Origin of the sequence: Vitreoscilla massiliensis (genome assembly GCF_001457815.1) — a bacterium.
GTDB lineage: Bacteria > Pseudomonadota > Gammaproteobacteria > Burkholderiales > Neisseriaceae > Vitreoscilla > Vitreoscilla massiliensis.
The window spans coordinates 625,376-647,118 of record NZ_LN898221.1 but is presented as its reverse complement, the minus strand read 5'-3'; the positions used below and the strand labels follow the sequence as shown (position 1 = coordinate 647,118).

Below are 21,743 nucleotides of genomic sequence, written 5' to 3'. Positions count from 1 at the left end.
GGACACATCATGAGTTTGTCGGTGCAACGCAATCAAGAAATTGAACGTTTGCAAAAAAAATTGGGTTATCGCTTTAAACGCATAGAATTATTGCACAAAGCCTTGACCCATCGCAGTTATGGCGCGCGCAATAACGAGCGTTTGGAATTCATCGGTGATTCGATTTTGAATTACACCGTGGCCAAAATCCTGTTTTTGACCTTCCCAGACATGACCGAGGGCGAATTGTCGCGTTTGCGTGCCAATTTGGTTAACCAAGACACCTTGGCCGAAATCGCCACCGAATTGAACGTCGGTGATTGCTTGTTTTTGGGTGTGGGCGAATTGAAAAGTGGCGGTTTTCGCCGGCCTTCTATCTTGGCCGATGCCATGGAAGCGATGTTTGCCGCCGTGAGTTTCGACGCCAATTTCGACGAGGCCGAACACGTGGTCACGCGTTTGTTCAATAACCGCATCCGCAACATAGACTTGCGCAACAATGGCAAAGACTCCAAGACTTTGTTACAAGAAGCCTTGCAAGCACGCCGTTTGCCATTGCCAAAATACCGCATCGAGGATCAATTCGGTGAAGCACATGATCAGACTTTCGTGATTGTTTGTGATTTGGGCGAATTGGGCTTCCAATGTCAAGCACAGGCGCACAGCCGCCGATTGGCAGAACAAGCAGCTGCCAAAGAAGCATTAACTTACGTACAGAAAAACGTACCTTTAAAAGGCCATAAATGAATTTGAATACCGATACGACCGATTACCGCTGCGGCTTTGTCGCCATCGTGGGCCGTCCCAATGTGGGCAAATCCACCTTGATGAACCATTTAATCGGTCAAAAAATCAGTATTACCAGTAAAAAAGCGCAAACCACGCGCCACAAAGTGACCGGTATTTACACCGATAACACCGCACAATTGGTGTTTGTCGATACCCCAGGCTACCAAACCTACCACCGCAATGCCTTAAACGACCGCTTGAATTTGAACGTCACCGAGACCGTGCACGGCGTCGATGTGGTGGTGTTTGTCATCGAAGCCTTGCGCTTTACCGATGCCGACCGCGCGGTATTGGAACAAATGCCTAAGAATGTGCCCGTGGTGTTTGTGGTGAACAAATTGGACAAGGCCAAAGACCGCGAAGTCTTGGCCGAGTTTATCGCCAATGCCGAAAAAGAATATGATTTTGCTGCCACCGAAGTGGTCAGCGCCAAACACGGCTTGCGCATCACCCAGCTCATCGAATTGTTAAAACCGATGTTGCCGCACAGCGAGCCCATGTACCCAGAAGACATGGTCACCGACAAATCCAGCCGCTTCTTGGCGATGGAAATCGTGCGCGAAAAACTGTTCCGCTATTTGGGCGAAGAGCTGCCGTACGCGATGAACGTGGAAGTAGAGCAATTTGAAGAAGACGCCGAAACCGGCATGTACAGCGTTTACATCGCCGTATTGGTCGACCGCGACAATCAAAAAGCCATCGTCATCGGCAAAGGCGGCGAGCGTTTGAAAAAAATCTCCACCGAAGCGCGCATGGACATGGAAAAACTGTTTGATACCAAGGTGTTCTTAAAAGTGTGGGTAAAAGTCAAATCCGGCTGGGCCGACGACATCCGCTTCTTGAATGAATTGGGTATGTAAGTTAGCCATGCTTTAAGCAAGCTAAAAGCGGCCTGTAAATGTGTGGAATGCATTTACAGGCCGCTTATTTTAATGAGTGAGTTGTTCTGTAAGTGATTATAACTGTAAGTGATTATAAGTTGTATGCATACATATATGTGTTTGAGTGCTGCCTGTGCGGCAGTGGATAAGAATGGCGCGTCTATTTGTGTATACACCAATTTCTAAGCTGCCTATGCGGCAGTTCACCCAGCTTCTTCAAGTTGGGCGCATGATTGAATTTTCTAAGCTGCCTATCCGGCAGTTCACGCGCGACTTGTCGTTGATTGAGTTAATTGACTTTTCTAAGCTGCCTATGCGGCAGTTCACCGCAATGCGGCCTGTATTTGTTTGGTCAATTCTTTCTAAGCTGCCTATCTGGCAGTTCAATCAAAGGCTCTATCGTTTGATACAGCTCATCATTTCTAAGCTACCTATCCGGCAGTTCACCGTATAAAAAATGCTGCTAAGCCTCACTCAGTAAGACAAAACAATGATTGACTCTGAAAAGTCATTGTTTTGATGGGTTTGATATTGTTTATAAAATCAAATTATTACCATCGCTCTGTGAAAGATAGACCACTTTGATTTTTAAATAACATTGTTACCCAAAGAAGCTCATTGCACCGCAATCAAGCCAGCCAACTTACAAGCAAACAGCTTATGCATCCACCAAAGACACATTCAGTCTTGGGCCGATTTCTTTGAAGCCGTTGTTTTTGTAAAACGCGATGGTGCGGCTCCAGCGGGGGAAGGCTGGGGCGCCCACTTCAAGCACGCGCCATTGTTTGGCTTTGCCGATGTGTTTGACATGGGTAATCAGTTCTTCGCCGTATTGGCGAGAACGGTGTTGTGGTTGCACATAAAATTCGGCAATTTCGCCAAAAGCGCCACCGGCATAAGTGGAGCAGCATTCGTTCAGGCTGATAAAGCCGATGGCTTCATCATTGAGGCTCAAGACATAGGCGGCATAGTGTGGGTGTTGTAAAGCCTTGGCGGCGCGTAGTTGGAACTCGGCCAAAGTGGTCGGTGACTCCGGATTGAGTTCGTGTATCAAGGCGCAAACCATTTCGCCAACCAATGGGGCATCAGCGACGGTACATAAACGTATGGCGGTAGTGTGCATGGTTCTCTCCTTGTGGTGGTGTTTGCAAAAGGCAAACATGAAAAAAGCGTCCTGTCAGTTTACAGGACGCTTGTGTGAACCAGCCACAGTTGACAGGCTTAATTGACTTTTTTGATGGCTTTGTTGCGCAAGGCGGTAATCAAACCATCTATGCCTTGTTTTTGGATGATTTCATTGAATTGATTGCGGTATACCGTGACCAAACTAGCGCCTTCTACATTGATATTGTAGATTTTCCACACGCTGCCAGATTTGTACATTTGGTAATCGACAGCATAAGACTTGTTCTTATTGCTGACGATTTGGGTGTAAACCGTGGCTTTGCTGGCGCTGTTGGCGCTGTTGTTTTTGGCCAAGACATTGATTTTGGCATTTTGCGCCGCCATCAGTGCGGTATTGGAGTACATGGAAATAATCATGTCTTTAAACGCGGCAATAAAGTCTTGTTTTTGCTGCGGGGTGAAATTTTTCCATTGCACACCAACAGCCAAGGCTGCGATGCGTTGGTAATCCAAATAGCGATCGCCATACGCATTCAAACGCTGGATTTTCTGTGGATTGGACAGGCCGGTATTGTTAATCACCGCCATGATGTCTTTTGAATTTTGCTGCATTTGAACCTGCGCAGGGTGGTTCAAATCATTGGCCATGGCAAAATTCAGTGCGAATACCATCAACAAGCCCAGATACCATTTTTGCCACAATTGTTTCATTGCTTTCTCCAAATATTGGTTGAGTGTCACTGTTGCTGCAAGTGCAAATCGTATGCCGTATCCAAGGCCAGACCGTGATTATTTACGCGGCTTTGCATCAAACGATGTGTTTTACTGACGGCTGAATCTATTTTCACGCATTAAGGCTTCGATGTCGCTGCATTGTTTCGGTGTGGCAGCGGTATACACCTCAGCGGCAGTGGCGCTGACGCGAATATTGTCTTCGATGCGGATGCCGATGTTGTGAAATTCAACGGGAATGTCATCGGCGGCATTGATGTACAGGCCGGGTTCTATGGTGGTGCACATGTTTTCGCACAAGCGGCGTGGCTGGCCTTGGTAGAAACGGCCACCGACATCGTGCACATCCAAACCGATCCAATGACCGATGCCATGCATGTAAAAGCGGCGGTAGGTTTGGGTGGCGATGTTGTCGTCGACACTGCCGCGCAACAGTTTCAAATCGACCAAGCCTTGTACCAATACCTGCAAAGCCACATCCGACACCTCTTGCCACAGCACGCCGGGTTTAATGGCGGCAATCGCTTGTTGGTTGGCAGCCAAAACAATGTCGTACACGGCTTTTTGCGCGCCGCTAAAGCGACCATTGACGGGAAAGGTACGGGTGATGTCACCAGCGTAATAGCCGTATTCGGCACCGGCATCGATCAACACCAATTGCCCATCAACAAGCGTGGCATTGTTTTGCACGTAGTGCAGGGTACAGGCATTTTTGCCAGCGGCGACAATGCTGTTATACGAAGGGCTGCGGGCATTGTGGCGCATGAAGTGGTACAGAATCTCGGCTTCCAATTGGTATTCAGTCACGCCGTTACAGGCCGCTTGCATCGCTTTATTGTGCGCTTCGGCACTGAGTTGTCCAGCACGGCGCAATAAGTCGATTTCATGCGCGTCTTTAATCAAACGCATTTCGTCCAAGATGGGGTACAAATCACCCAATTGCTGTGCCGGCGTGATGATGTTGCCATCGATTTTGCGGTAAGCGACATCGGCGCAGAGTTTGCGCCACAAGCCCATGATGTCGGCGTCGGCCACGCCATCGTGTTGCCACAAGGCGTAAATGCTGTCGGCGTGGTGCAGTGCTTGTTGCAAGCGGTTTTGCCATTCTGCGGTGTTACAGGCCGCTTCAAAGCCAAAGACATCGGCAGCCAAATCTGGGCCATAGCGAAAGCCGACCCAAGTTTCCATATCAGGGTCTTTGGGGCGGCAGCACAGAGTGCTGGTGCGCGTTTGCCCATTCAAAATCAACACTGCTTCGGGCTCGGTAAAGCCGCTTAAATAATAAAAATAGCTGTCTTGGCGGTAAGGGTATTCGGTATCGTTGCTGCGCATGCGTTCGGGCGCGGCAAACAACACGGCCACGCCGTTGCCTATGGCATCGTACACACGCTCACGGCGGCTGCGGTACACCGAGTAATCGGGATTCATAAGGAGGTTTCTTTCTGTAAGCGCAGACGGTTTTGAATGACTTTGTGGGCGATGTACAAGGCGCAGGCAGCGCCTGCCATATCGGCCACCGCATCCCACACATCGGCAGAGCGATTGGGCAAGGTGTTTTGTATCAGCTCAATGGCAATGGCCCAGACCAAGGCCAAACCCAACCACAGTTGGTTATTTACAGGCCGCATTTGCGAGGTATGCGCCCGTGCCACCAACCACAATTGCCCAAAGAACAAGGCAAAGTGCACAAATTTGTCAAAATGCGGAAACAAGGGCACGCCTATGCTCGGTGGGCGCATAAAAAAACCATAAGCGCTGAGGACAAACCAAGCGCAGGCATAAATGGCATATCGGTTCATGTTAATTCGGTTCTGGTAATGATTCGTCCAGCCAGTCTTGGCACATTTGTGCCAAGCGTTGGAATTTGCCACCACGGGCACTCAGAATGTCGCGGCATTGCAATACCGTTGCCGCATCGGGTGCTTGTTCAAGTTCGCATTCTTCGAGGAAAAATTGCAAAATCTCTGCCACCGTGCCCGCCGCTTCGTCGCGACAGGCTTCAATCAAGACATCAAACATACAAATAGCCACTTTAAACAAAGTGGCTATTGTACCAGTCTGATTGCTTCAGGTATTGCTGTGGATTTATTTAACCAATGCTTGGCTGACGACCATGTCTAAAACATAAGCGTATTTGCTGGCATCGGCTGGCGGATTGGCCACGGTGTAGCGTTTTACTCGCAACACGGTGTCGGTGTTTTTATTGTGGGTAAAGCCTTCGATGTGGTCGTAAAAATTAGACCATTCTTTGTCTTCATAAGTCTTGACGCCATTTTCACCATAACGAATTTCTTTGACCATCAAACATTGGCGGCCGCGGCTGACGCCATCACTGCACGCACGGGTTTGATGAGAAACGGCCAAGAACACGGTTTCCGGTTTGCTGCCATAGCGGGTATCGGCGGTTGGGCTGCCAACAAACACCAGTTTTTCACCTTTGTTGTTGGTGAAAGTCAAGGTCGGTGCTTCTTGTTTATTAAGTTTATAATTGATTTTTTGTTCACTGAAAAACAGAGCCAAAGAGCCATCTTGTTCCATCGCCGCTGGCGCGCACGCCATATTGGTAGAGGCCAACATGCCGCCTGTAAACGTATTGGCGCTAGTGGTGTAAGAACCCATCAGGCGGTTACAACTGCCGTGTAAATTAAAACGACCTTCATTGATGTCCAAAGTCACCGCAGGTTGCTGTTTTCCTGCGTAAAATGCAGGCAAAGTTTGATTGCTTTGGTTCACTGCCGATTGCAGGTTCCAATGGTATTGACTTAAATACTGATCAGGATTGTTGCCTTGGGGGCCAGTGGTTTGCGCGCAGGCAGACAATGCTAAAATACCTGCTGTGGCGCAGAACAATGATGATTTCAGTACAGATTTGGTCATTTTTCACCTCAAATAAAATAAGGACAAGCGAATACTTGTCCTTATTAAATTACAGCTCAAGTGAAAAACCAACCATCTTGACTTAATCTAACTCAATCACTGCAGAAGTGTAAACATCTTGCACATCATCCAAGTCTTCTAAAGCGTCGAGCAATTTTTGCATGCGTACTGCTTCATCGCCTTCTAAAACGGCTTCGTTTTGCGCGCGCATGGTCACATCGCCGTCTACCGATTTGAAACCAGCACTTTCCAATGCCACTTTGACATGGCTGTATTCATAAGGATCGGTGATGATTTCGACCGTACCATCTTCATCGGTAATCACGTCTTCGGCACCGGCTTCCAAAGCCGCTTCCATCAAGGCATCTTCATCCACACCCGGTTCAAACACCAAATAACCTTGGTGTTTAAAGTTAAACGCCACACAGCCATCGGTACCCAAATTGCCACCATTTTTGGTGAAGGCATGGCGCACATCGGCAACGGTACGGATTTTGTTATCGGTTAAGCAATCGACCATCACTGCCGCGCCACCGATGCCATAGCCCTCGTAGCGCAATTCTACGTATTCCACGCCTTCCAAATTGCCCGTACCTTTGTCGATGGCGCGTTGGATATTGTCTTTTGGCATATTGGCATCAACAGCCTTGTCCATGGCCAAACGCAAACGAGGATTTGAGTTAGGATCGCCGCCACCCATTTTAGAAGCAACAGTGATTTCCTTAATGATGCGAGTAAAAATCTTACCGCGCTTGGCATCTTGGCGTTCTTTTTTGTGTTTGATATTAGCCCATTTACTGTGACCAGCCATTTTAAAACCTCTTTTTAGTATTTGGCATGCTTGTTTGGACGGCATGTCGTAAAACGTCGTGAATTCAAAATAATTCTGCATATGGTCTGTGTTTAGTACAGAACTTTGTGCAGATGGGTGACTTGTTTGCGCTGACTGAGTTGTTGATATTTGGAAATCAACATGGCAAACAAGACCAGCATCAAGGCGATGCCAAAACCCGAAACGTAAATTCTATCAAAAAATAGCAGTATGTGTCAGCTAGATGGATTTCTCTTACCAGACAAAACAGACTTTGAGTGTGGCTTGGAATAAAAGTAGGTGGGGTCAGTGTATTTGTTTTTAGACGAATGACAGATGACAGATGCAGTGATGCCTCGAGATGGGAGAGTTAATTGATATGAATGTGAATTTGCCATACTGATGCGGCCTGTAACAGTTCTCTATTTGTTTCAAGGCAGGAGTAACTGAATCAATTAATGTGTATAAAAATGAAAAGCACAGTGCTGTTGTTATATTAAATGTGTAAATGGCTGCATTGGGTGTGTAAGCGCATTGCTTATTGAATGTTTTGATATGGATACGGGAATAGTTAATAGGTTTTCATATATACCAAATGCATTAATGTAAAGTTTTTTTAATATTAAGAACTTGATTTACATAGGCTAGTCTAATTCGAACCTGTGCAATATGGAGGATTGCGATGTTCCCGGAATACCGTGATTTGACGCTGAAACTTCGTGATGATGATTTGGAGTTTTCTATGATGTACCAGCAGCATCAGCAGTTAGATGACCAAATAAAACGTTTAAGTAACGATGCCCTATTGGCGCAAGGTGAAGATTTGGAATCACTCAAACGGCAGAAGTTGCAATTGAAAGACCAGATGTACCGTTATTTGAAAGACATCCAAGTTTAAGCGCAACACTCCGGAATCAGGATGGGCAGTTGCCCATAGTGTATGTAACACATTTGGTGCAGTATCCGATTAATCCAAGCAGTGACTTCTTTAGGAGCGTCTATTGTACGTATCTTCAGAAACACATGGTTTACTTGGTAATAGGCAAAACCATTAATGTTGGTAAACATTTCATCCAGACAGTTGCTATCCAATCCAAGTACCCCATTCCCATAGGCTGCCGCAAAGGCAGCCTTTCAATTTATACTTGTACCCAAACACGCACAAGACCATCTCAAAATGTGTAAAAAATACAATACCATGAAGTCATGGTGTTATAATTTGTGCGCTGCAACAAATTATGGGTGCAGTTTATTGAAAAGGGAATTATTATGTCATCCAACCGTAACTTCTGGTATTTGTGGCAAACCAGCGCGCGCATGGCCTTGGAAGTGCCTATGGTGATGTCTCAACGCATGTGGATGTTCAGTCAACCATGGACGGAACAGACTGTGGCGGAATATGAATTGATGTTTGCGGAAAAAGCGCAAGGCTGGGCGGAAGCGTGGCAAGTTTGGTTACAAACCGCACCTTGGATCATGTACAGCGCTTGCTATAAACCATTGTCGACACAGCAATACCAAAAAGTCATCAACAAGTCTTTACGCAGTGCCAATCAATCCATCAAACCATTGAGTCGCCGCGTTCACGCCAATCACAAACGTTTGAACAAATAATGCTCTCAGAATAAGGCTTGAGAAGATGTAATGTTATATAGTATCATTTCATCTTTGCAACGAATATTCTGGGCATGCAATCATTATTATTAAGCAGCCTCGCCCTACGTTTGGTGATGGCTGCTGTTCTTTTGGCGCTGGTGTGGTGTCTGTTTGGGTGGGCGGTGTAGCCATGCCCATTTCCGTACAAGACCTGACCGTCAGTTATCGCCACCATCCTGCCATCCACCACATCAATGTGCAATTTGATGAGGCGCGTGCGTATGCCATTTTCGGCCCCAATGGCGCGGGCAAATCCACTTTGTTAAAAGCGATGATGGGCTTGGTCAAAGCCGATACCGGTCGGGTGGAATTTCAACAATTACAGCGTCAAGACATTGCCTATCTGCCGCAACAATCCGATGTCGACCGCAGCCAACCGATGACGGTGTTTGAATTGGCTGCCATGGGCTTGTGGTATAAAATCGGCTTTTTTGGACGGGTAAACAAAGCCCAAAAAGTGCGTGTGCACGAGGCTTTGCAGCGCGTCAGCATGGACAGCGTCGCGCATAAAAACATCGGCGCCTTGTCCAATGGCCAGTTTCAACGCGTGCTATTTGCACGCATGTTGGTGCAAAACGCGCGCTTTTTGCTGCTGGATGAGCCTTTCAACGCCGTGGACGCGGCGACCACGTTTGCCTTATTGGAAGTGTTGCAACAGTGCTTAAAACAAGGCAAATCGGTGATAGCGGTGTTGCACGATTATGAACAAGTGCGCGCCTATTTTCCCAATACGGTGATGATAGCCCGTGAAGTCATCGCCTGTGGCAAAACTGAGCAAGTGTTAACCGATGCCAATTTACAGGCCGCATTTGCGGCTTTGCAAACCGGCCATGCAAACAAAGAGTGGTGTGAAGTGCCGCAAAACAAATTGGTGGAAGAATGATGTGGGATGTGTTGGTGAGCCCCTTCACCGAATTTCAATTCATGCGTGCGGCCTTGGTGTCGGTGGTGTTTTTGGCCTTGAGTGCGGCGCCTGTCGGGGTGTTTTTGGTGATACGGCGCATGAGTTTGATGGGCGATGCCTTAAGCCATGCCGTTTTGCCTGGCGCTGCTGCCGGCTATATGTTGGCGGGTTTGAGTGTGCCAGCCATGAGTTTGGGCGGTTTTGTCGCCGGGGTAGTGATGGCAGTATTGGCCGGTTTGGTCAGCCGCTTTACCACACTGAAAGAAGACGCCAGCTTTGCCGCATTTTACCTCAGCAGCTTGGCATTAGGGGTATTGATGGTCAGCCGTGGCGGCAACAATGTTGATTTGTTGAATTTGCTGTTTGGTTCGATTTTGGGCATAGACACGCCATCATTGGCCTTGATTGCCTGCGTCACCAGCGTGACCGTGGTGGCTTTGGCGATTATGTACCGTCCGTTGGTCTTAGAAAGCATAGACCCGCTGTTTTTGCGTGCGGTCGGCGGTAAAGGCTCGTGGTGGCATTTGCTGTTTATGCTGTTGGTGGTGTTGAATTTGGTGGCTGGTTTTCAGGCTTTGGGCACTCTGATGTCAGTAGGCTTGATGATGTTGCCTGCCATCAGCGCACGTTTGTGGTCGCAACGCTTGGGTCTGATCTTGGCATGCAGCGCTTTTATCGCCTTGCTGTGCGGCTATGGTGGCTTGCTGCTGTCGTTTTACATCGAAATTCCATCTGGCCCTGCGATCATATTGTTGTGCGGCTTGGTGTATTTACTGTCGGTATTTTTGGGTAAAGAGGGTGGTTTGGTGGCGCAATGGGTGCGCGGCCGCCACAAAAAAGCATGAAAACACGCACACATATTTTGGCTGCAGTCGTGCTTGCCAGTTTGGGTTTACAGGCCGCTTTGGCTGCACCCACCCGCCAAGTCACCACCAGCTTCAGCATCTTGGAAAACATCACTCAGTCTTTATTGGGCAAGCCGAATAACACCCAAGTGCACACCTTGGTTGGCATCAATGGCAACAGCCACACCTACCAATTGCGCGCCCGCGATGTGCAAACCATGCAAAAAAGTCAGTTAATCATCTTCAATGGCTTGGGCTTTGAATCGGCCGCTTTGCAACGCGCCGCGCAGTCTACCCGTTTGCCGATAGTGGAAGCCGGTGCCGGTTTGCAAAATCTGCTGCGCGGTGGTCACGACCACCACGATGAAGGCGCGCACGACCATGCAGGTGAAACCGCTGCTGAACACGCCGAGCATGAGCACGAGGCCTTGGCGCAGCAACATGCACAAGCAGGGCATGAGCATGATGGGCACGAGCATAACGATGAACATGAACATGCCGAAGAACATGGGCACGCAGACGAACACGCGCACGAATCAGAAGACGCGGCAGCGCTAGACCCACATGTGTGGCTAGACCCGCTGAACATGCCACTGTATACCGCCAACATCAGCAAGGCTTTGATCAAGCAACAGCCTGAGCAAGCGCTGCGTTTGAGTTTGCAATGGCAGCTATACCAACTGAAATTGGCGCAATTACACGGCGAAACCGTGCGCAAATTTGCGGCCATTCCGGTGGCCAAGCGTAAAGTTTTGACCAGCCATGCCGCGTTTGCGTATATGGGTCGGCGCTATCAAATCCAGTTTTATGCACCCGTCAGCGGCGGCCATGAAGCCGAGGCTTCGGCCAAAACGCTAGTGGATTTAATCCGCCAAGTGCGCAGCGAGCATATCCAAGCGGTGTTTGTGGAAAACGTCAACGATGCGCGCTTGTTGCAACAATTGGGTCGCGAAACCGGTTTGCAAATCAATGGCAAGTTATACTCCGACGCTTTAAGCTCGGATGCGCCCGATTACTTCAGTTTTTACCGCCACAATGTCGATTTATTGGTGCAGGCTTTGCAGCATTGATGGCGTGAAAAGTGGAGAGAATAGAATCAAAGCGGCCTGTAAATCCTTAGTAGGGTTTACAGGCCACTTTGGTTTGTGGTTTCAATACTGTTGGCTGCTTATGTTTTGCTGTCGCTTATCGATGGCTGTGCATGGCTTCGGTGCCAGTGTTAAAAGCTTGCGGTGGTAGATGATTGCGATTTAAGAGATAAACGCTGTGATGGGCAGATTAAAAAATGTGTCAATGCGGCCTGTCAATAAGATGCACTCAGCGAGATTCATGCTGTGGTAAGTGTTTTGCAGGTGGGTAATCATTGTTAGCCCATTATATTGTTCTTGGAGTGGAATCACGCTTGCATACAGGGAAAGTTACCGTTACGGTATGGATAAGCGGCCTGTAAGCGTTACAGGCCGCATGTTTCATGTGTGTACTGAAGCAAAAGCCAATAACTGGCCGTGGTTTTGATTATCAGCCGTTCAATATCACATGCTGCAGTATTCCAATTCCACATAGCTGTAACCAAATAATAAACGCTGAAGTATCAAAAAAGCGGCCTGTAAATGTATTACAGGCCGCTTTAAACATTCTATTTTGACATCACACTTTTTCATTCAACCAATCGCGTGGGCGCAGATAATCGTTTAATTTGGCTTCGGGTGAGCCGGCTTCGGGTTGGTATTGGTATTCAAAGCGCACCAGTGGTGGCATGGACATCAAAATGGATTCGGTGCGGCCGCCGCTATGCAGGCCGAAATGGGTACCGCGGTCCCACACCAAATTGAATTCGACATAGCGACCGCGGCGGTACAATTGGAATTGGCGTTCGCGTTCACCATAGGCAGTGTTTTTGCGTTTGTTCACGATGGGGATGTAGGCATCGGTAAAGCCCAAGCCGACGGCTTGGATGTATTTGAAGCAGGTATGGAAATCCCATTGGTTTAAGTCATCAAAGAACAAACCGCCGACACCGCGGGTTTCGTTGCGGTGTTTTAAGAAGAAATAGTCGTCACACCATTGTTTGTGTTCGGCATACACATCGTCGCCAAACGGTTCGCACAATAAAGACGCCACTTCGTGCCAATGCTGTACATCGCCGATAAAGGGGTAAAACGGCGTCAAATCGAAGCCGCCACCAAACCACCACACAGGCTCGCTGCCGTCTTTCGGGTAGGCAAAAAAGCAGCGCACATTGGCATGGCTGGTGGGCACATATGGGTTTTTCGGATGGATGACCAAGGACACGCCCATCGCTTCAAATGCGGCACCAGCCAATTCGGGGCGGTGGGCGGTGGCGGAAGCGGGCATGGTGTCGCCTTTGACATGGGAGAAGTTGACACCAGCTTGTTCAAACACCGCGCCGTCTTTCAATACCCGCGTCACGCCTGTGCCCAGCGTCGATTGCCATTCATCGACGATGAAGGTGGCTGAACCATCGGCTTGCTCCAATTCGGTGCAAATATGTTGCTGTAATGTGCGCAAAAAGGCGATGACTTTTTCCGATGAGCTCATGTTGTTGTCCTTATAAATGATAGATGCATTTTAGTCCCTGCGAGGCATTGTAGCAAAATCGATTTCGCTGAAAAGCTGCGATAAATCAAGCAATAGCCATAATTAAAATATTGTCATGATGCCGTCACTGCAAGCCAGTTTACCATTAAGAAACAAATAAGCCCAAACCTTGCCCACAGTCTGCGCAGTACCGGCGAGCTTGGCGCAGCTTAGTGTTTGAGCGTGCAGGATTTATTGTGATGTTGTTAAGTTGCGTATTTTGAGAGGGCTGTGGTGCAAATGTTAAGACAGGCTTGGTAGTATTGGCGTTTTAACATGTTTGATAGGTGTGGTTTGCAAGCGAGAATGCAGCCAGCCTGTTCATGAACATGGGTGAGACGCGATTGAGGCCGTGATTGAGCATGGTCAGCACGGGCAAAGCCCGTTATGATGCAGGTTTGCCGCGGTGGCATTGGCTGGGCATGACGCCAGCGTCTGCAAATGTTTACAGGCCGCATGGCAACACACACAACACCATAAAACGATAAAACCACAAAGGATACGCAGTGCACGCGCAACAAGCCCTACAATTATTACAACAGTGTTTTCAAGTGACTTTAGATGCCGCTTCGGCGCAAGGCAAACTCAGCGATTTCTTGCCAAAACAAGCGCCCAAGGGGCGGGTGGTGGTGGTCGGCGCTGGCAAAGGCGCGGCGGCGATGGCAGCCGAACTGGAGAGGGTGTGGCCTTATACTGAAGTGGCATTGAGCGGCTTGGTGATTACGCGCTATGAACATGCATGCCCAACCCAATACATCGAGGTGGTGGAAGCCTCGCATCCTGTGCCCGATGCGGCCGGTGAAGCGGCTGCCAAACGCATTTTGGCCAGTGTGCAAGGCTTACAGGCCGATGATTTGGTCATTGCGCTGATGTCTGGCGGTGCTTCGGCGCTGTTGTCTTTGCCGTGTGCTGACATTTCCTTGGAAGACAAACGCGCGGTGAATAAAGCCTTGCTCCACAGCGGTGCGCCGATTGAGCACATGAATGCGGTGCGCAAACACCTGTCGGCCATCAAAGGCGGGCGTTTGGCGCAAGCGGCGGCACCGGCGCAAGTGTTGACCTTGGCAATTTCCGATGTGGTTGGCGACGATTTGAGCGTCATCGGTTCTGGGCCTACCGTGCCCGATGCCACCACGTTTGACGATGTGAAGCGCATCATAAACCAATACGACATTGCTTTGCCAACAGCCGTGGCCGCGTATTTACAGGCCGCTACTGCGGCAGATGAAACGCCGAAAGCCTTGCCCAATAGCACGGCGCATTTGGTGGTGACCCCCAATCAAGCCTTGCTGCATACCGAAGCGTGGGCGAGGGAACAAGGCTTGAACGTGCTGTATTTGGGCGACCAAATCAGTGGTGAATCCAAAGAAGTGGCGCAAGTGATGGCCGGCATTGCCAAACACATCGCGGCGCAAAACCTGCCGATTGCCAAACCGGCCTTGCTGCTTTCAGGCGGCGAAACCACGGTGACGGTGAAAAACCCACACGGCAAAGGCGGCCGCAATACCGCGTTTTTATTGGCTTTGGTCGAGGCTTTGCAAGGACAAGAAGGCATTTATGCCTTGGCGGCAGATACCGATGGCATTGATGGCAGCGAAGACAATGCCGGCGCATGGTTTGAGCCAGCGTCTTGGCAACAAGGCAAGGATTTTGGCTTGGATGCGGCACAGATGTTGCAGCAAGACTTGGCCTATGGCTATTTTGAGGCGCTGAACCAATTGCTGGTGACAGGGCCTACGCGCACCAACATTAACGATGTGCGTGCGTTGTTAATTGTATAAGAGGTAATTACCATGAAAATCGTGCCCATTCCGGCATTTAACGACAATTATATTTGGCTGATACACGACGATGAATCGGCGGTGTGCGTGGACCCAGGCGATGCCGCGCCAGTGTTGGCGTATTTGGAACAAAAGCAATTGGATTTGGACGCTGTTGTGTTGACCCATCATCACAATGACCACATCGGCGGCGTGGCAGCCTTGCAAGCGGCCAAGCCCGATTTGGCGGTATACGGTCCCGACGACATAGACTGCGTCAACCATGCCTTAAAAGAAGGGCAAGAGTTGAATTTATTGGGTCAGGTGTGGCGCGTGTGGTTTGTGCCGGGACATACCCACAACCATTTGGCCTATATCTTGCGCATCGAAGGCAAAAACCGCTTGCATGTGTTCTGCGGCGACACCTTGTTCAGCGCCGGCTGTGGGCGCGTGTTTTCTGGCACCATGGCCGAATTGGAGCAAAGCTTGGCGCGCTTTGCTGGTTTGCCGAAAGACACTTTGTTCTATCCTGCGCACGAGTATACTGTCAGCAATTTGCGTTTTGCCTTGAGCGTGGAACCGAACAATGAGGCCGCCAGCAAAGCCTTGGAAGCGGCGAGCAAAATCCCCACTTTGCCCGTCAATCTGAGCCATGAGAAAGCGGTAAACCCATTCTTGCGTTTGGAAGCGCCAGAAATCATTGCCAGCATTGCCGCCAAAAACATGCCGCATGCAAGCAGCAGTGAGGTTTTCGCTTCTTTGCGTGAATTGAAGAATCAGTTCTAGTTTTTCATTTAAAGCAATGCAGATGCGGCCTGTAAATATTTACAGGCCGCATTTTTAATATTTATAAGTCCTATCTTGATTTATGGGCGGCGTTCATATAGCTGTCTTGACCCCCAATTGCACAGCAATCCGTAGTATGAGGTCAGTGTTACATGTTTGGTGCTAGGAAAACTGATTTACAGGCCGCTTTAAGAGTATGAACCAGTAAGGGATGGGTGCTGATGAATTTGATGTGGCTTGATGTGAGTTTATTGGTTGGGCTTTATTTTACTAATGCGAAAAATAACATAACGCATTTAATGTGAGTATTGTTTAAAGCGAGTTCCAATAAGTCTGAGCGAACCATGTTTAAAGTCAGTCAATGTTTACCAATGACAGCGTTGACATTAATTAGCCAGCATCACAAGCACCTCCGTAAGTGGCTATATGGGTCTGCAATGGTAGGAATATGGCTGACTCATTGGTCTTTCAAAGCCTGTGCTTGTAGCCATCTGAGCAGCGTTGCCACAGCAGGGTGGCGTTGCTTGCTCAACCGATACACAGCGTAATAAAACTCGTGCCAAGGCAGGGTTTGCTTTGGGAATACCGCTTTGAGCAAGCCTTGTTCCAGACTTTTTGATACCAACACATTACTGGCCAATACCAAGCCATAGCCTGAAATAGCGGCCTGTATCATGTCGTGTTCGCTGTCAAAATAGCGCAAATCAGCTTGGTGCAAGCTCGCATGTGGATAGCGCTGCAACCATTGCGACCAATTGATGCTGTCGTACACGCTCTCATGCGATTGCATCGCGATTAAGTTAATCTTGTGCTGCAAATTAAAATGTGGCGCCGCATACACACCAAAATGCTCGTTAAACAATTGCTGGTGGCTGTAAGCGGCATCGAAATACTCGTGCTCAGACAGGCAGCGGATGTACACATCTATGCTGAAATCGGGCGCAATGTGTTGCCATTCGGTGCTGGTGAGGATTTTGACATCAATGTCGGGATAAGAGCGGTAAAAATCACCCAAGCGCGGTATCAGCCACATGCTGGCAAACGAGGCCGGCACTTGCAAACTCACGCTGGAATAAGAGGGATTGGGGCTGAGCGATGCGATACCTTGTTTTAACTCATGCAAACACTGATTGCAAATGGCATACAGCTGCTCGCCAGCGGTGGTCAAACTGATTTTATTGCCCACGCGCACCCACAAATTGAGGTTTAAGCTGTGTTCAAGCTTTTTTAATTGCTGCGACACCGCTGCGGGAGTCACATACAATTCGGCCGCGGCCAGTTTGATTTCGCCCAAACGGGCGGTGGCTTCAAAAGCGCGCAAGGCATTTAAGGGCAGGTCTTTGAACATCGCATTAGTTTTTCTAAATGGAAAGCAACAAAACTCGTTTGTATGTTAACACCGATTTTTTTATCATGGCGGCCTAAAATAATTCATTATCAAGAGGTTTGTCATGGTATTGCAAGGCATCAAACGAAAAATTGTTCAAGCCATCAGCTATGAGGCCATCGCTGTTATCATGGTGTCGCCGTTGGTGGCGATGCTGTTTGGTAAAAGTTTAACTAATGCAGCCGGCCTGTCGGTGTTTTTGTCTTTCTTGGCTTTGTTTTGGAATTTTGCTTTCAATACGCTGTTTGAAGCGTGGGAAATCCGCCAAAGCCAACGCGAGCGCACACTCAAACGCCGCGTGATTCATGCCTTGGGTTTTGAAGCCGGATTTGCCGCTTTGGTGATACCTGTGGTGGCGTATTGGCTAGACATCTCATGGCAAGCGGCCTTGGCCACCAATTTTGGCCTGATGCTGTTCTTTATGTTTTACCAATTTGGATTCCAATGGACGTTTGACAAGCTTTTTGGTGTGCCACGTTCAGCGATGGTCAATCACTAATTTTTCTGTTTAAATAAGCTCTGTAATACGCAATGAAAGCCTTACTCATTCATGAGTGTAGGCTTTTAATACTTTATGCTAATGTGATAAATTGAGTGCTCTTTTTAACCAGATGACATTATCGAGTATTTCATGAAAAGAAGTGTTGCGTTAGCCATTAGTTTAACTGCTGTTTCTGCTTGTACCAGTGTTCAAGTCAATGCTGTTGCAGAAAATAAAGCGAATGCCATAGAGCAAGTGTGTATTATCAAAAATCCAGCCGTCTTGGTGGTGGATTTTGTCCCTGTATTGCAAAAACGTCTGCAACACCATGGAATTGCATCTAGGGTCATGGCTGAAGAAGAGGCTGGGGCTTGTCAATACAAGCTTCATTATTCAGCCAAGCGTTCTTGGGACTTTACCCCATACATGTCTTGGGCAGAGTTGAAATTATTTCAAGACCATGAGTTGGTGGCCAATGCTGAATATAAATTGGTAGGTAAAGGCGGTTTGTCTTTGACGAAATGGCAATCGGTAGAAACCAAAATGACACCTGTTATTGATCAGCTTTTCATCAAAAGAAATAAAAGAGAGAGTAAAGAAACACCGGGATTTGAAACTGAGATTTTGCCAATAAACAGCAGTAAGAACTCTTAATGGTGGAGGGAGAAGGATTCGAACCTTCGAAGCTCGCGCAACAGATTTACAGTCTGCCCCCTTTGACCGCTCGGGAACCCCTCCGTAAGAGAAGTCGAATCATAAGGGAAGTGCGCGTGTGCGTCAACAGTACATGAGCAGATTATTTTTAAGTAAATGATATTTTGAGGCATTTAATTGTCCATGCGGCCTGTAGCGCTTACAGGCCGCATGTTGATCTGTATGGCGCTTAAGTCAATTCGTTTAAAGCCAGCCCACAACAGATGTGTTTCGTGTCATTATTTCATATTCATAAGATGAAACAGGAAGACGCTTATGCAGCAATCTGTGTGGCATACCGCTTATGGTGACATTGTGTATTGGCAACAGGCGCAGGCGGCGGCGCGTGAAACAGTGGTGTTATTGCATGGAGCGGTGATGGACCATGCGCTGTTTGCAGCGCAATATCAGGCCTTGGCTGACACCTACCGTGTGCTGGTGTGGGACATGCCCATGCATGGGGCTTCGCGGCCGTTTATGCCGGTGAGCATGTTGCAAATGGCACGCTTTATTGAAGACATCGTCGAACATGAGGCCATGGGCGCGGTGCATGTGGTGGGGCAGTCCATGGGCGGGATGGTGGCGCAGTATTGGGCGCAAGTGGCGCCGCAGCGCATCAAATCATTGAGCCTGATTGATTCCATACCACTCAATCCTCGCTATCGCAGCAAACTCGATGCTTGGGCTTTGAAGACTGTGCCGTTTTTCACCAAACTCAGTTTCAATGAGCGCGCCATCCCGAAAATGGCGGCCAAAATTGCGTCTACTGCTGCGGCGCAAGCATACGTGGTGCAGCGTTTTCAAGACGTGAGCAAAGACGAGTTAATCCACATCATGCGTGTGTTGGTTGAGGGCATTAACAGCGCCAATGAAATGCCATTGAACATGCCGGTACAAGCCATAGTTGGCGAGCACGATGGCTTGGGCAAGGTCAAAGCGTATAACATCACTTGGCACCAGCAAGAGCGCGTGCCTTTGCATGTGATAAACGGAGCAGGGCACAATGCCAATATGGACGATGCCGCCGCTGTGAATGCGCTGCTGCAAGCGTGGATAGATCGAGCCAGCTATCAGCGCGGGTGATTAAAGAATTCAATGCGATGGCATGGTACTTGTGCTTGCATGTGCCAAATCCAGCCATCGTAATACAGTGACGCTGGCACTGAACACAGAGCACGGCTTTAGCAATGCCCATATCTGCAAGGACGTTGCAACAGTATGACTGCTTAAAATGCGGGTTTTGGCCCGTGGTAAGTTTAGACTGGCAAGCACTCATTGCTTCACTATTTGTTAATGCAGCCGCTTCAGTGTCGGTGTTACAATCCCAGCTTCTTACAGGACGCTTTTATAATGAATATTTTATTCATCGCCGATGACATGGCGACATTCAAAGTATACAAAGACACCACTTATGTGATGATGCGTGAAGCCGCCAAGCGCGGCCACCAATTGTTTCATTGTTTCAGCCAAGATTTGCATGTGGCGCAGGGTTTGGTGCAAACCACGGCGCGCGCGTTTAATTTCTTGGGCGCAAAAGACGACCATGACCATGCTTGGTTTGAGTTACAGGCCGCTACTACCGTGGCTTTGAAAGACTTTGGCGCGGTCATCATGCGCACCGACCCGCCGTTTAACATGCAGTATTTGTATGCGACGCAATTGTTGACCATGGCGGCCGAACAAGGCGCGAGCGTGCTTAACAGCGGGCAGGCGATGCGCGACTTCAATGAAAAATTGGCGATTTTGAATTTCAGCCAATTCACCGCACCGACCTTGGTCACCACCAGCGATGTGCAAGTGCGGGCATTTTTGGCCGAGCATGGCGACATCATTGTGAAACCTTTGGATGGCATGGGCGGCATGGGTATTTTCCGTTTGCGTCCTGACGACGCCAACATCGGCTCGATTTTGGAAACCTTGATGCTCAACAATACCCGCACCATCATGGCGCAGCGCTACATCCCTGAAATTGTGCATGGCGACAAACGTGTGTTGGTCATCAATGGCAAACCGTTGCCTTATGCCTTGGCACGCATTCCGCAAAACGGTGAAACCCGTGGCAATTTGGCTGCCGGTGGCAAAGGCGTGGCGCAAGCCATGAGTGCACGTGATGTGGAAATCGCTGAAACATTGGCACCTGAATTGATGCGCCGCGGCATCGTGTTGGCGGGTTTGGACATCATCGGCGATTGCTTGACCGAGGTGAATGTGACCAGTCCGACTGGTTTCCAAGAAATCATGAAGCAAACCGGTTTGGATGTGGCGGCTTTGTTTATGGATGCGGTTGAGGAACATGCGGTATGAGTACAGAGCCTACAGAAGAATACGCCCAAGCGATTAAAGGCAAAACCGGCCTGAAACGCATCATCAATGCCTGTGGCTATTCCAAAGATGGCTTACAGGCCGCTTATGAAGAACAAGGTTTTCGGCAATTGATTTGGCTCAATACCGTCCTGATTGTGTTGCTGTTATGTTTGGATTTTGGTGTGACCACCAAAATGGTGTTATTGGCTGCCTCATTTTTGACCTTGATTGTGGAATTGTTCAATACCGCCATCGAGGCTGCAGTAGACCATACCTCTTTAGCCCGTCATGAATTGGCCAAGCGTGCCAAAGACACTGCTTCGGCGGCGCAAACCTTGGCTTTGACCTTGTTATCAGCCTTATGGTTGCTGGCATTGTGGCGTGATTATATTGCGATGTGGTTTTGAATGTTTTGATTTTGAAAGTTGAATGATATGTTGAAGTCTTTGAGTATCTTGGCTTTAATGGCACTGTCGACCAGTGCTTTGGCCGATATCCATGCCTCACAAGCATGGTCACGTTTTACCGCCCCGAGTGTGCCTACTGGCGTGGTATTTATGCAATTGCACAATGCTGGTCCACAAGCCGATGCCTTGGTCAGTGCTTCATCGCCGGTGGCGAAGAAAGTGGAAATCCACAACCACATCAATGACAAAGGCGTGATGCGCATGCGCCAAGTGGCCAAAGTCGATGTGCCAGCAGGTCAAAGCGTGAGCCTGCAACCGGGCGGCTACCATGTGATGCTCATCGGCCTGAAAAAGCCATTGAAATTAAACGATACCTTCCCTGTGACCTTGAAATACCAATCGGGTAAAACCCAAAAAATCACCGCCACCGTTAACAATGGCGTGGGTGAACAAGAGCACCATATGAATCACTGATCTTGTTGATTAGCGCATTTGAGATTGGTGAGTGTCTGCTTAAGTGCCTAAGCTACCATCAAAAACATCCACTGCTTGGGCGGTGGATGTTTTTTTGTAGACATGTTTTGAATGATCAAGTGTGCATCACATTGTGTACAACCCATCCACAGCAAATGCTGATTATGTTCATTTGTTAACCCTCCTCTCTGTCAATGTATTCCAATCACCGCTAATTCGCCTTTGAATTTCCTGACGATTAACTCAAAAAACTG

At 48.6% G+C, this 21,743-nt stretch carries 25 protein-coding genes and 1 tRNA gene; 16 read left to right on the top strand and 10 right to left on the bottom strand.

The features are described 5' to 3' along the window. Positions 1-9 precede the first annotated feature (9 nt). From rnc to BN3003_RS14695, 3 genes are all read left to right on the top strand, one after another. A complete protein-coding gene (gene rnc, locus BN3003_RS14705) occupies positions 10-726 on the top strand; it encodes a ribonuclease III (RefSeq protein WP_058357393.1) in 717 nt (238 codons plus the stop codon). Further along, entirely contained in the window at positions 723-1,628 is a 906-nt protein-coding gene (gene era, locus BN3003_RS14700) for a GTPase Era (RefSeq protein ID WP_058357392.1), read from the top strand. Before rnc ends, era begins: the two co-directional genes overlap by 4 nt. Positions 1,629-1,800: 172 nt before the next feature. Continuing rightward, positions 1,801-2,103 (top strand): hypothetical protein, encoded by a 303-nt coding sequence (locus tag BN3003_RS14695; RefSeq protein ID WP_058357391.1) that lies wholly within the window; start codon positions 1,801-1,803, stop codon positions 2,101-2,103. Between the two features lie 204 nt (positions 2,104-2,307). Here the strand turns inward: BN3003_RS14695 and BN3003_RS14690 are convergent, their stop codons facing one another. From BN3003_RS14690 to BN3003_RS14660, 7 genes are all read right to left on the bottom strand, one after another. Further along, positions 2,308-2,772, bottom strand: coding sequence for a GNAT family N-acetyltransferase (locus BN3003_RS14690; protein ID WP_058357390.1), 465 nt, complete (start codon positions 2,770-2,772; stop codon positions 2,308-2,310). Between the two features lie 98 nt (positions 2,773-2,870). Beyond that, entirely contained in the window at positions 2,871-3,485 is a 615-nt protein-coding gene (locus BN3003_RS14685; RefSeq protein ID WP_058357389.1) for an MlaC/ttg2D family ABC transporter substrate-binding protein, read from the bottom strand. A gap of 111 nt (positions 3,486-3,596) precedes the next feature. Then, on the bottom strand, positions 3,597-4,934 hold the full coding sequence (locus BN3003_RS14680; RefSeq protein WP_058357388.1) for an aminopeptidase P N-terminal domain-containing protein: 1,338 nt from the start codon (positions 4,932-4,934) through the stop codon (positions 3,597-3,599). Then, positions 4,931-5,305: a VanZ family protein gene (locus BN3003_RS14675; RefSeq protein ID WP_058357387.1), complete on the bottom strand. Its 375-nt coding sequence runs from the start codon at positions 5,303-5,305 to the stop codon at positions 4,931-4,933. Before BN3003_RS14675 ends, BN3003_RS14680 begins: the two co-directional genes overlap by 4 nt. Before the next feature lies 1 nt (position 5,306). After that, positions 5,307-5,525: a hypothetical protein gene (locus BN3003_RS14670; RefSeq protein ID WP_058357386.1), complete on the bottom strand. Its 219-nt coding sequence runs from the start codon at positions 5,523-5,525 to the stop codon at positions 5,307-5,309. Between the two features lie 66 nt (positions 5,526-5,591). After that, positions 5,592-6,383: an META and DUF4377 domain-containing protein gene (locus BN3003_RS14665; protein ID WP_058357385.1), complete on the bottom strand. Its 792-nt coding sequence runs from the start codon at positions 6,381-6,383 to the stop codon at positions 5,592-5,594. A gap of 82 nt (positions 6,384-6,465) precedes the next feature. After that, positions 6,466-7,194 (bottom strand): YebC/PmpR family DNA-binding transcriptional regulator, encoded by a 729-nt coding sequence (locus BN3003_RS14660; RefSeq protein WP_058357384.1) that lies wholly within the window; start codon positions 7,192-7,194, stop codon positions 6,466-6,468. Positions 7,195-7,876: 682 nt separating this feature from the next. On the opposite strand from BN3003_RS14660, the gene BN3003_RS14655 reads away from it, so the two are divergent. The 5 genes from BN3003_RS14655 (at position 7,877) to BN3003_RS14635 (ending at position 11,669) form a co-directional block, all read left to right on the top strand. After that, a complete protein-coding gene (locus BN3003_RS14655) occupies positions 7,877-8,092 on the top strand; it encodes an HP1242/YdcH family protein (RefSeq protein WP_058357383.1) in 216 nt (71 codons plus the stop codon). Between the two features lie 371 nt (positions 8,093-8,463). After that, the gene (locus BN3003_RS14650; RefSeq protein WP_058357382.1) at positions 8,464-8,808 is read left to right on the top strand and encodes a hypothetical protein; all 345 of its coding nucleotides are present in this window, start codon (positions 8,464-8,466) and stop codon (positions 8,806-8,808) included. Between the two features lie 172 nt (positions 8,809-8,980). Continuing rightward, positions 8,981-9,733: a metal ABC transporter ATP-binding protein gene (locus BN3003_RS14645; protein ID WP_058358072.1), complete on the top strand. Its 753-nt coding sequence runs from the start codon at positions 8,981-8,983 to the stop codon at positions 9,731-9,733. After that, positions 9,733-10,599 (top strand): metal ABC transporter permease, encoded by an 867-nt coding sequence (locus BN3003_RS14640; protein WP_082625685.1) that lies wholly within the window; start codon positions 9,733-9,735, stop codon positions 10,597-10,599. Before BN3003_RS14645 ends, BN3003_RS14640 begins: the two co-directional genes overlap by 1 nt. Then, positions 10,596-11,669: a metal ABC transporter solute-binding protein, Zn/Mn family gene (locus BN3003_RS14635; RefSeq protein WP_159061468.1), complete on the top strand. Its 1,074-nt coding sequence runs from the start codon at positions 10,596-10,598 to the stop codon at positions 11,667-11,669. The genes BN3003_RS14640 and BN3003_RS14635 overlap by 4 nt, the downstream gene beginning before the upstream one ends. A gap of 577 nt (positions 11,670-12,246) precedes the next feature. Here BN3003_RS14635 and hemF read toward each other — a convergent pair. Continuing rightward, positions 12,247-13,158, bottom strand: coding sequence for an oxygen-dependent coproporphyrinogen oxidase (gene hemF / locus BN3003_RS14630; protein ID WP_058357379.1), 912 nt, complete (start codon positions 13,156-13,158; stop codon positions 12,247-12,249). 545 nt (positions 13,159-13,703) lie between these two features. On the opposite strand from hemF, the gene BN3003_RS14625 reads away from it, so the two are divergent. Then, on the top strand, positions 13,704-14,978 hold the full coding sequence (locus BN3003_RS14625) for a glycerate kinase type-2 family protein (protein WP_058357378.1): 1,275 nt from the start codon (positions 13,704-13,706) through the stop codon (positions 14,976-14,978). 12 nt (positions 14,979-14,990) lie between these two features. Further along, a complete protein-coding gene (gloB, locus tag BN3003_RS14620; RefSeq protein WP_058357377.1) occupies positions 14,991-15,743 on the top strand; it encodes a hydroxyacylglutathione hydrolase in 753 nt (250 codons plus the stop codon). A 457-nt stretch (positions 15,744-16,200) separates the two neighbouring features. On the opposite strand, the gene BN3003_RS14615 is transcribed toward gloB, so the two are convergent. Beyond that, positions 16,201-17,091: a LysR family transcriptional regulator gene (locus BN3003_RS14615; RefSeq protein WP_058357376.1), complete on the bottom strand. Its 891-nt coding sequence runs from the start codon at positions 17,089-17,091 to the stop codon at positions 16,201-16,203. A 103-nt stretch (positions 17,092-17,194) separates the two neighbouring features. On the opposite strand from BN3003_RS14615, the gene BN3003_RS14610 reads away from it, so the two are divergent. Both BN3003_RS14610 and BN3003_RS14605 read left to right on the top strand, forming a co-directional pair. Continuing rightward, positions 17,195-17,629 carry a PACE efflux transporter gene (locus BN3003_RS14610; protein ID WP_199822601.1) on the top strand — a complete coding sequence of 145 codons (435 nt, stop codon included), beginning with the start codon at positions 17,195-17,197 and terminating at the stop codon, positions 17,627-17,629. Positions 17,630-17,761: 132 nt separating this feature from the next. After that, entirely contained in the window at positions 17,762-18,265 is a 504-nt protein-coding gene (locus BN3003_RS14605; protein WP_058357375.1) for an Sbal_3080 family lipoprotein, read from the top strand. Here BN3003_RS14605 and BN3003_RS14600 read toward each other — a convergent pair. Beyond that, a tRNA-Tyr gene (locus BN3003_RS14600) sits at positions 18,266-18,349 on the bottom strand. Between the two features lie 231 nt (positions 18,350-18,580). On the opposite strand from BN3003_RS14600, the gene BN3003_RS14595 reads away from it, so the two are divergent. The 4 genes from BN3003_RS14595 (at position 18,581) to BN3003_RS14580 (ending at position 21,489) form a co-directional block, all read left to right on the top strand. Continuing rightward, positions 18,581-19,387: an alpha/beta fold hydrolase gene (locus BN3003_RS14595; protein ID WP_058357374.1), complete on the top strand. Its 807-nt coding sequence runs from the start codon at positions 18,581-18,583 to the stop codon at positions 19,385-19,387. A gap of 264 nt (positions 19,388-19,651) precedes the next feature. Beyond that, entirely contained in the window at positions 19,652-20,608 is a 957-nt protein-coding gene (gshB, locus tag BN3003_RS14590) for a glutathione synthase (RefSeq protein WP_456154791.1), read from the top strand. After that, positions 20,605-21,015, top strand: a complete 411-nt coding sequence (locus tag BN3003_RS14585; RefSeq protein WP_058357372.1) for a diacylglycerol kinase — start codon at positions 20,605-20,607, stop codon at positions 21,013-21,015. Before gshB ends, BN3003_RS14585 begins: the two co-directional genes overlap by 4 nt. Before the next feature lie 27 nt (positions 21,016-21,042). After that, the gene (locus tag BN3003_RS14580; RefSeq protein WP_058357371.1) at positions 21,043-21,489 is read left to right on the top strand and encodes a copper chaperone PCu(A)C; all 447 of its coding nucleotides are present in this window, start codon (positions 21,043-21,045) and stop codon (positions 21,487-21,489) included. Positions 21,490-21,743: the final 254 nt, after the last annotated feature.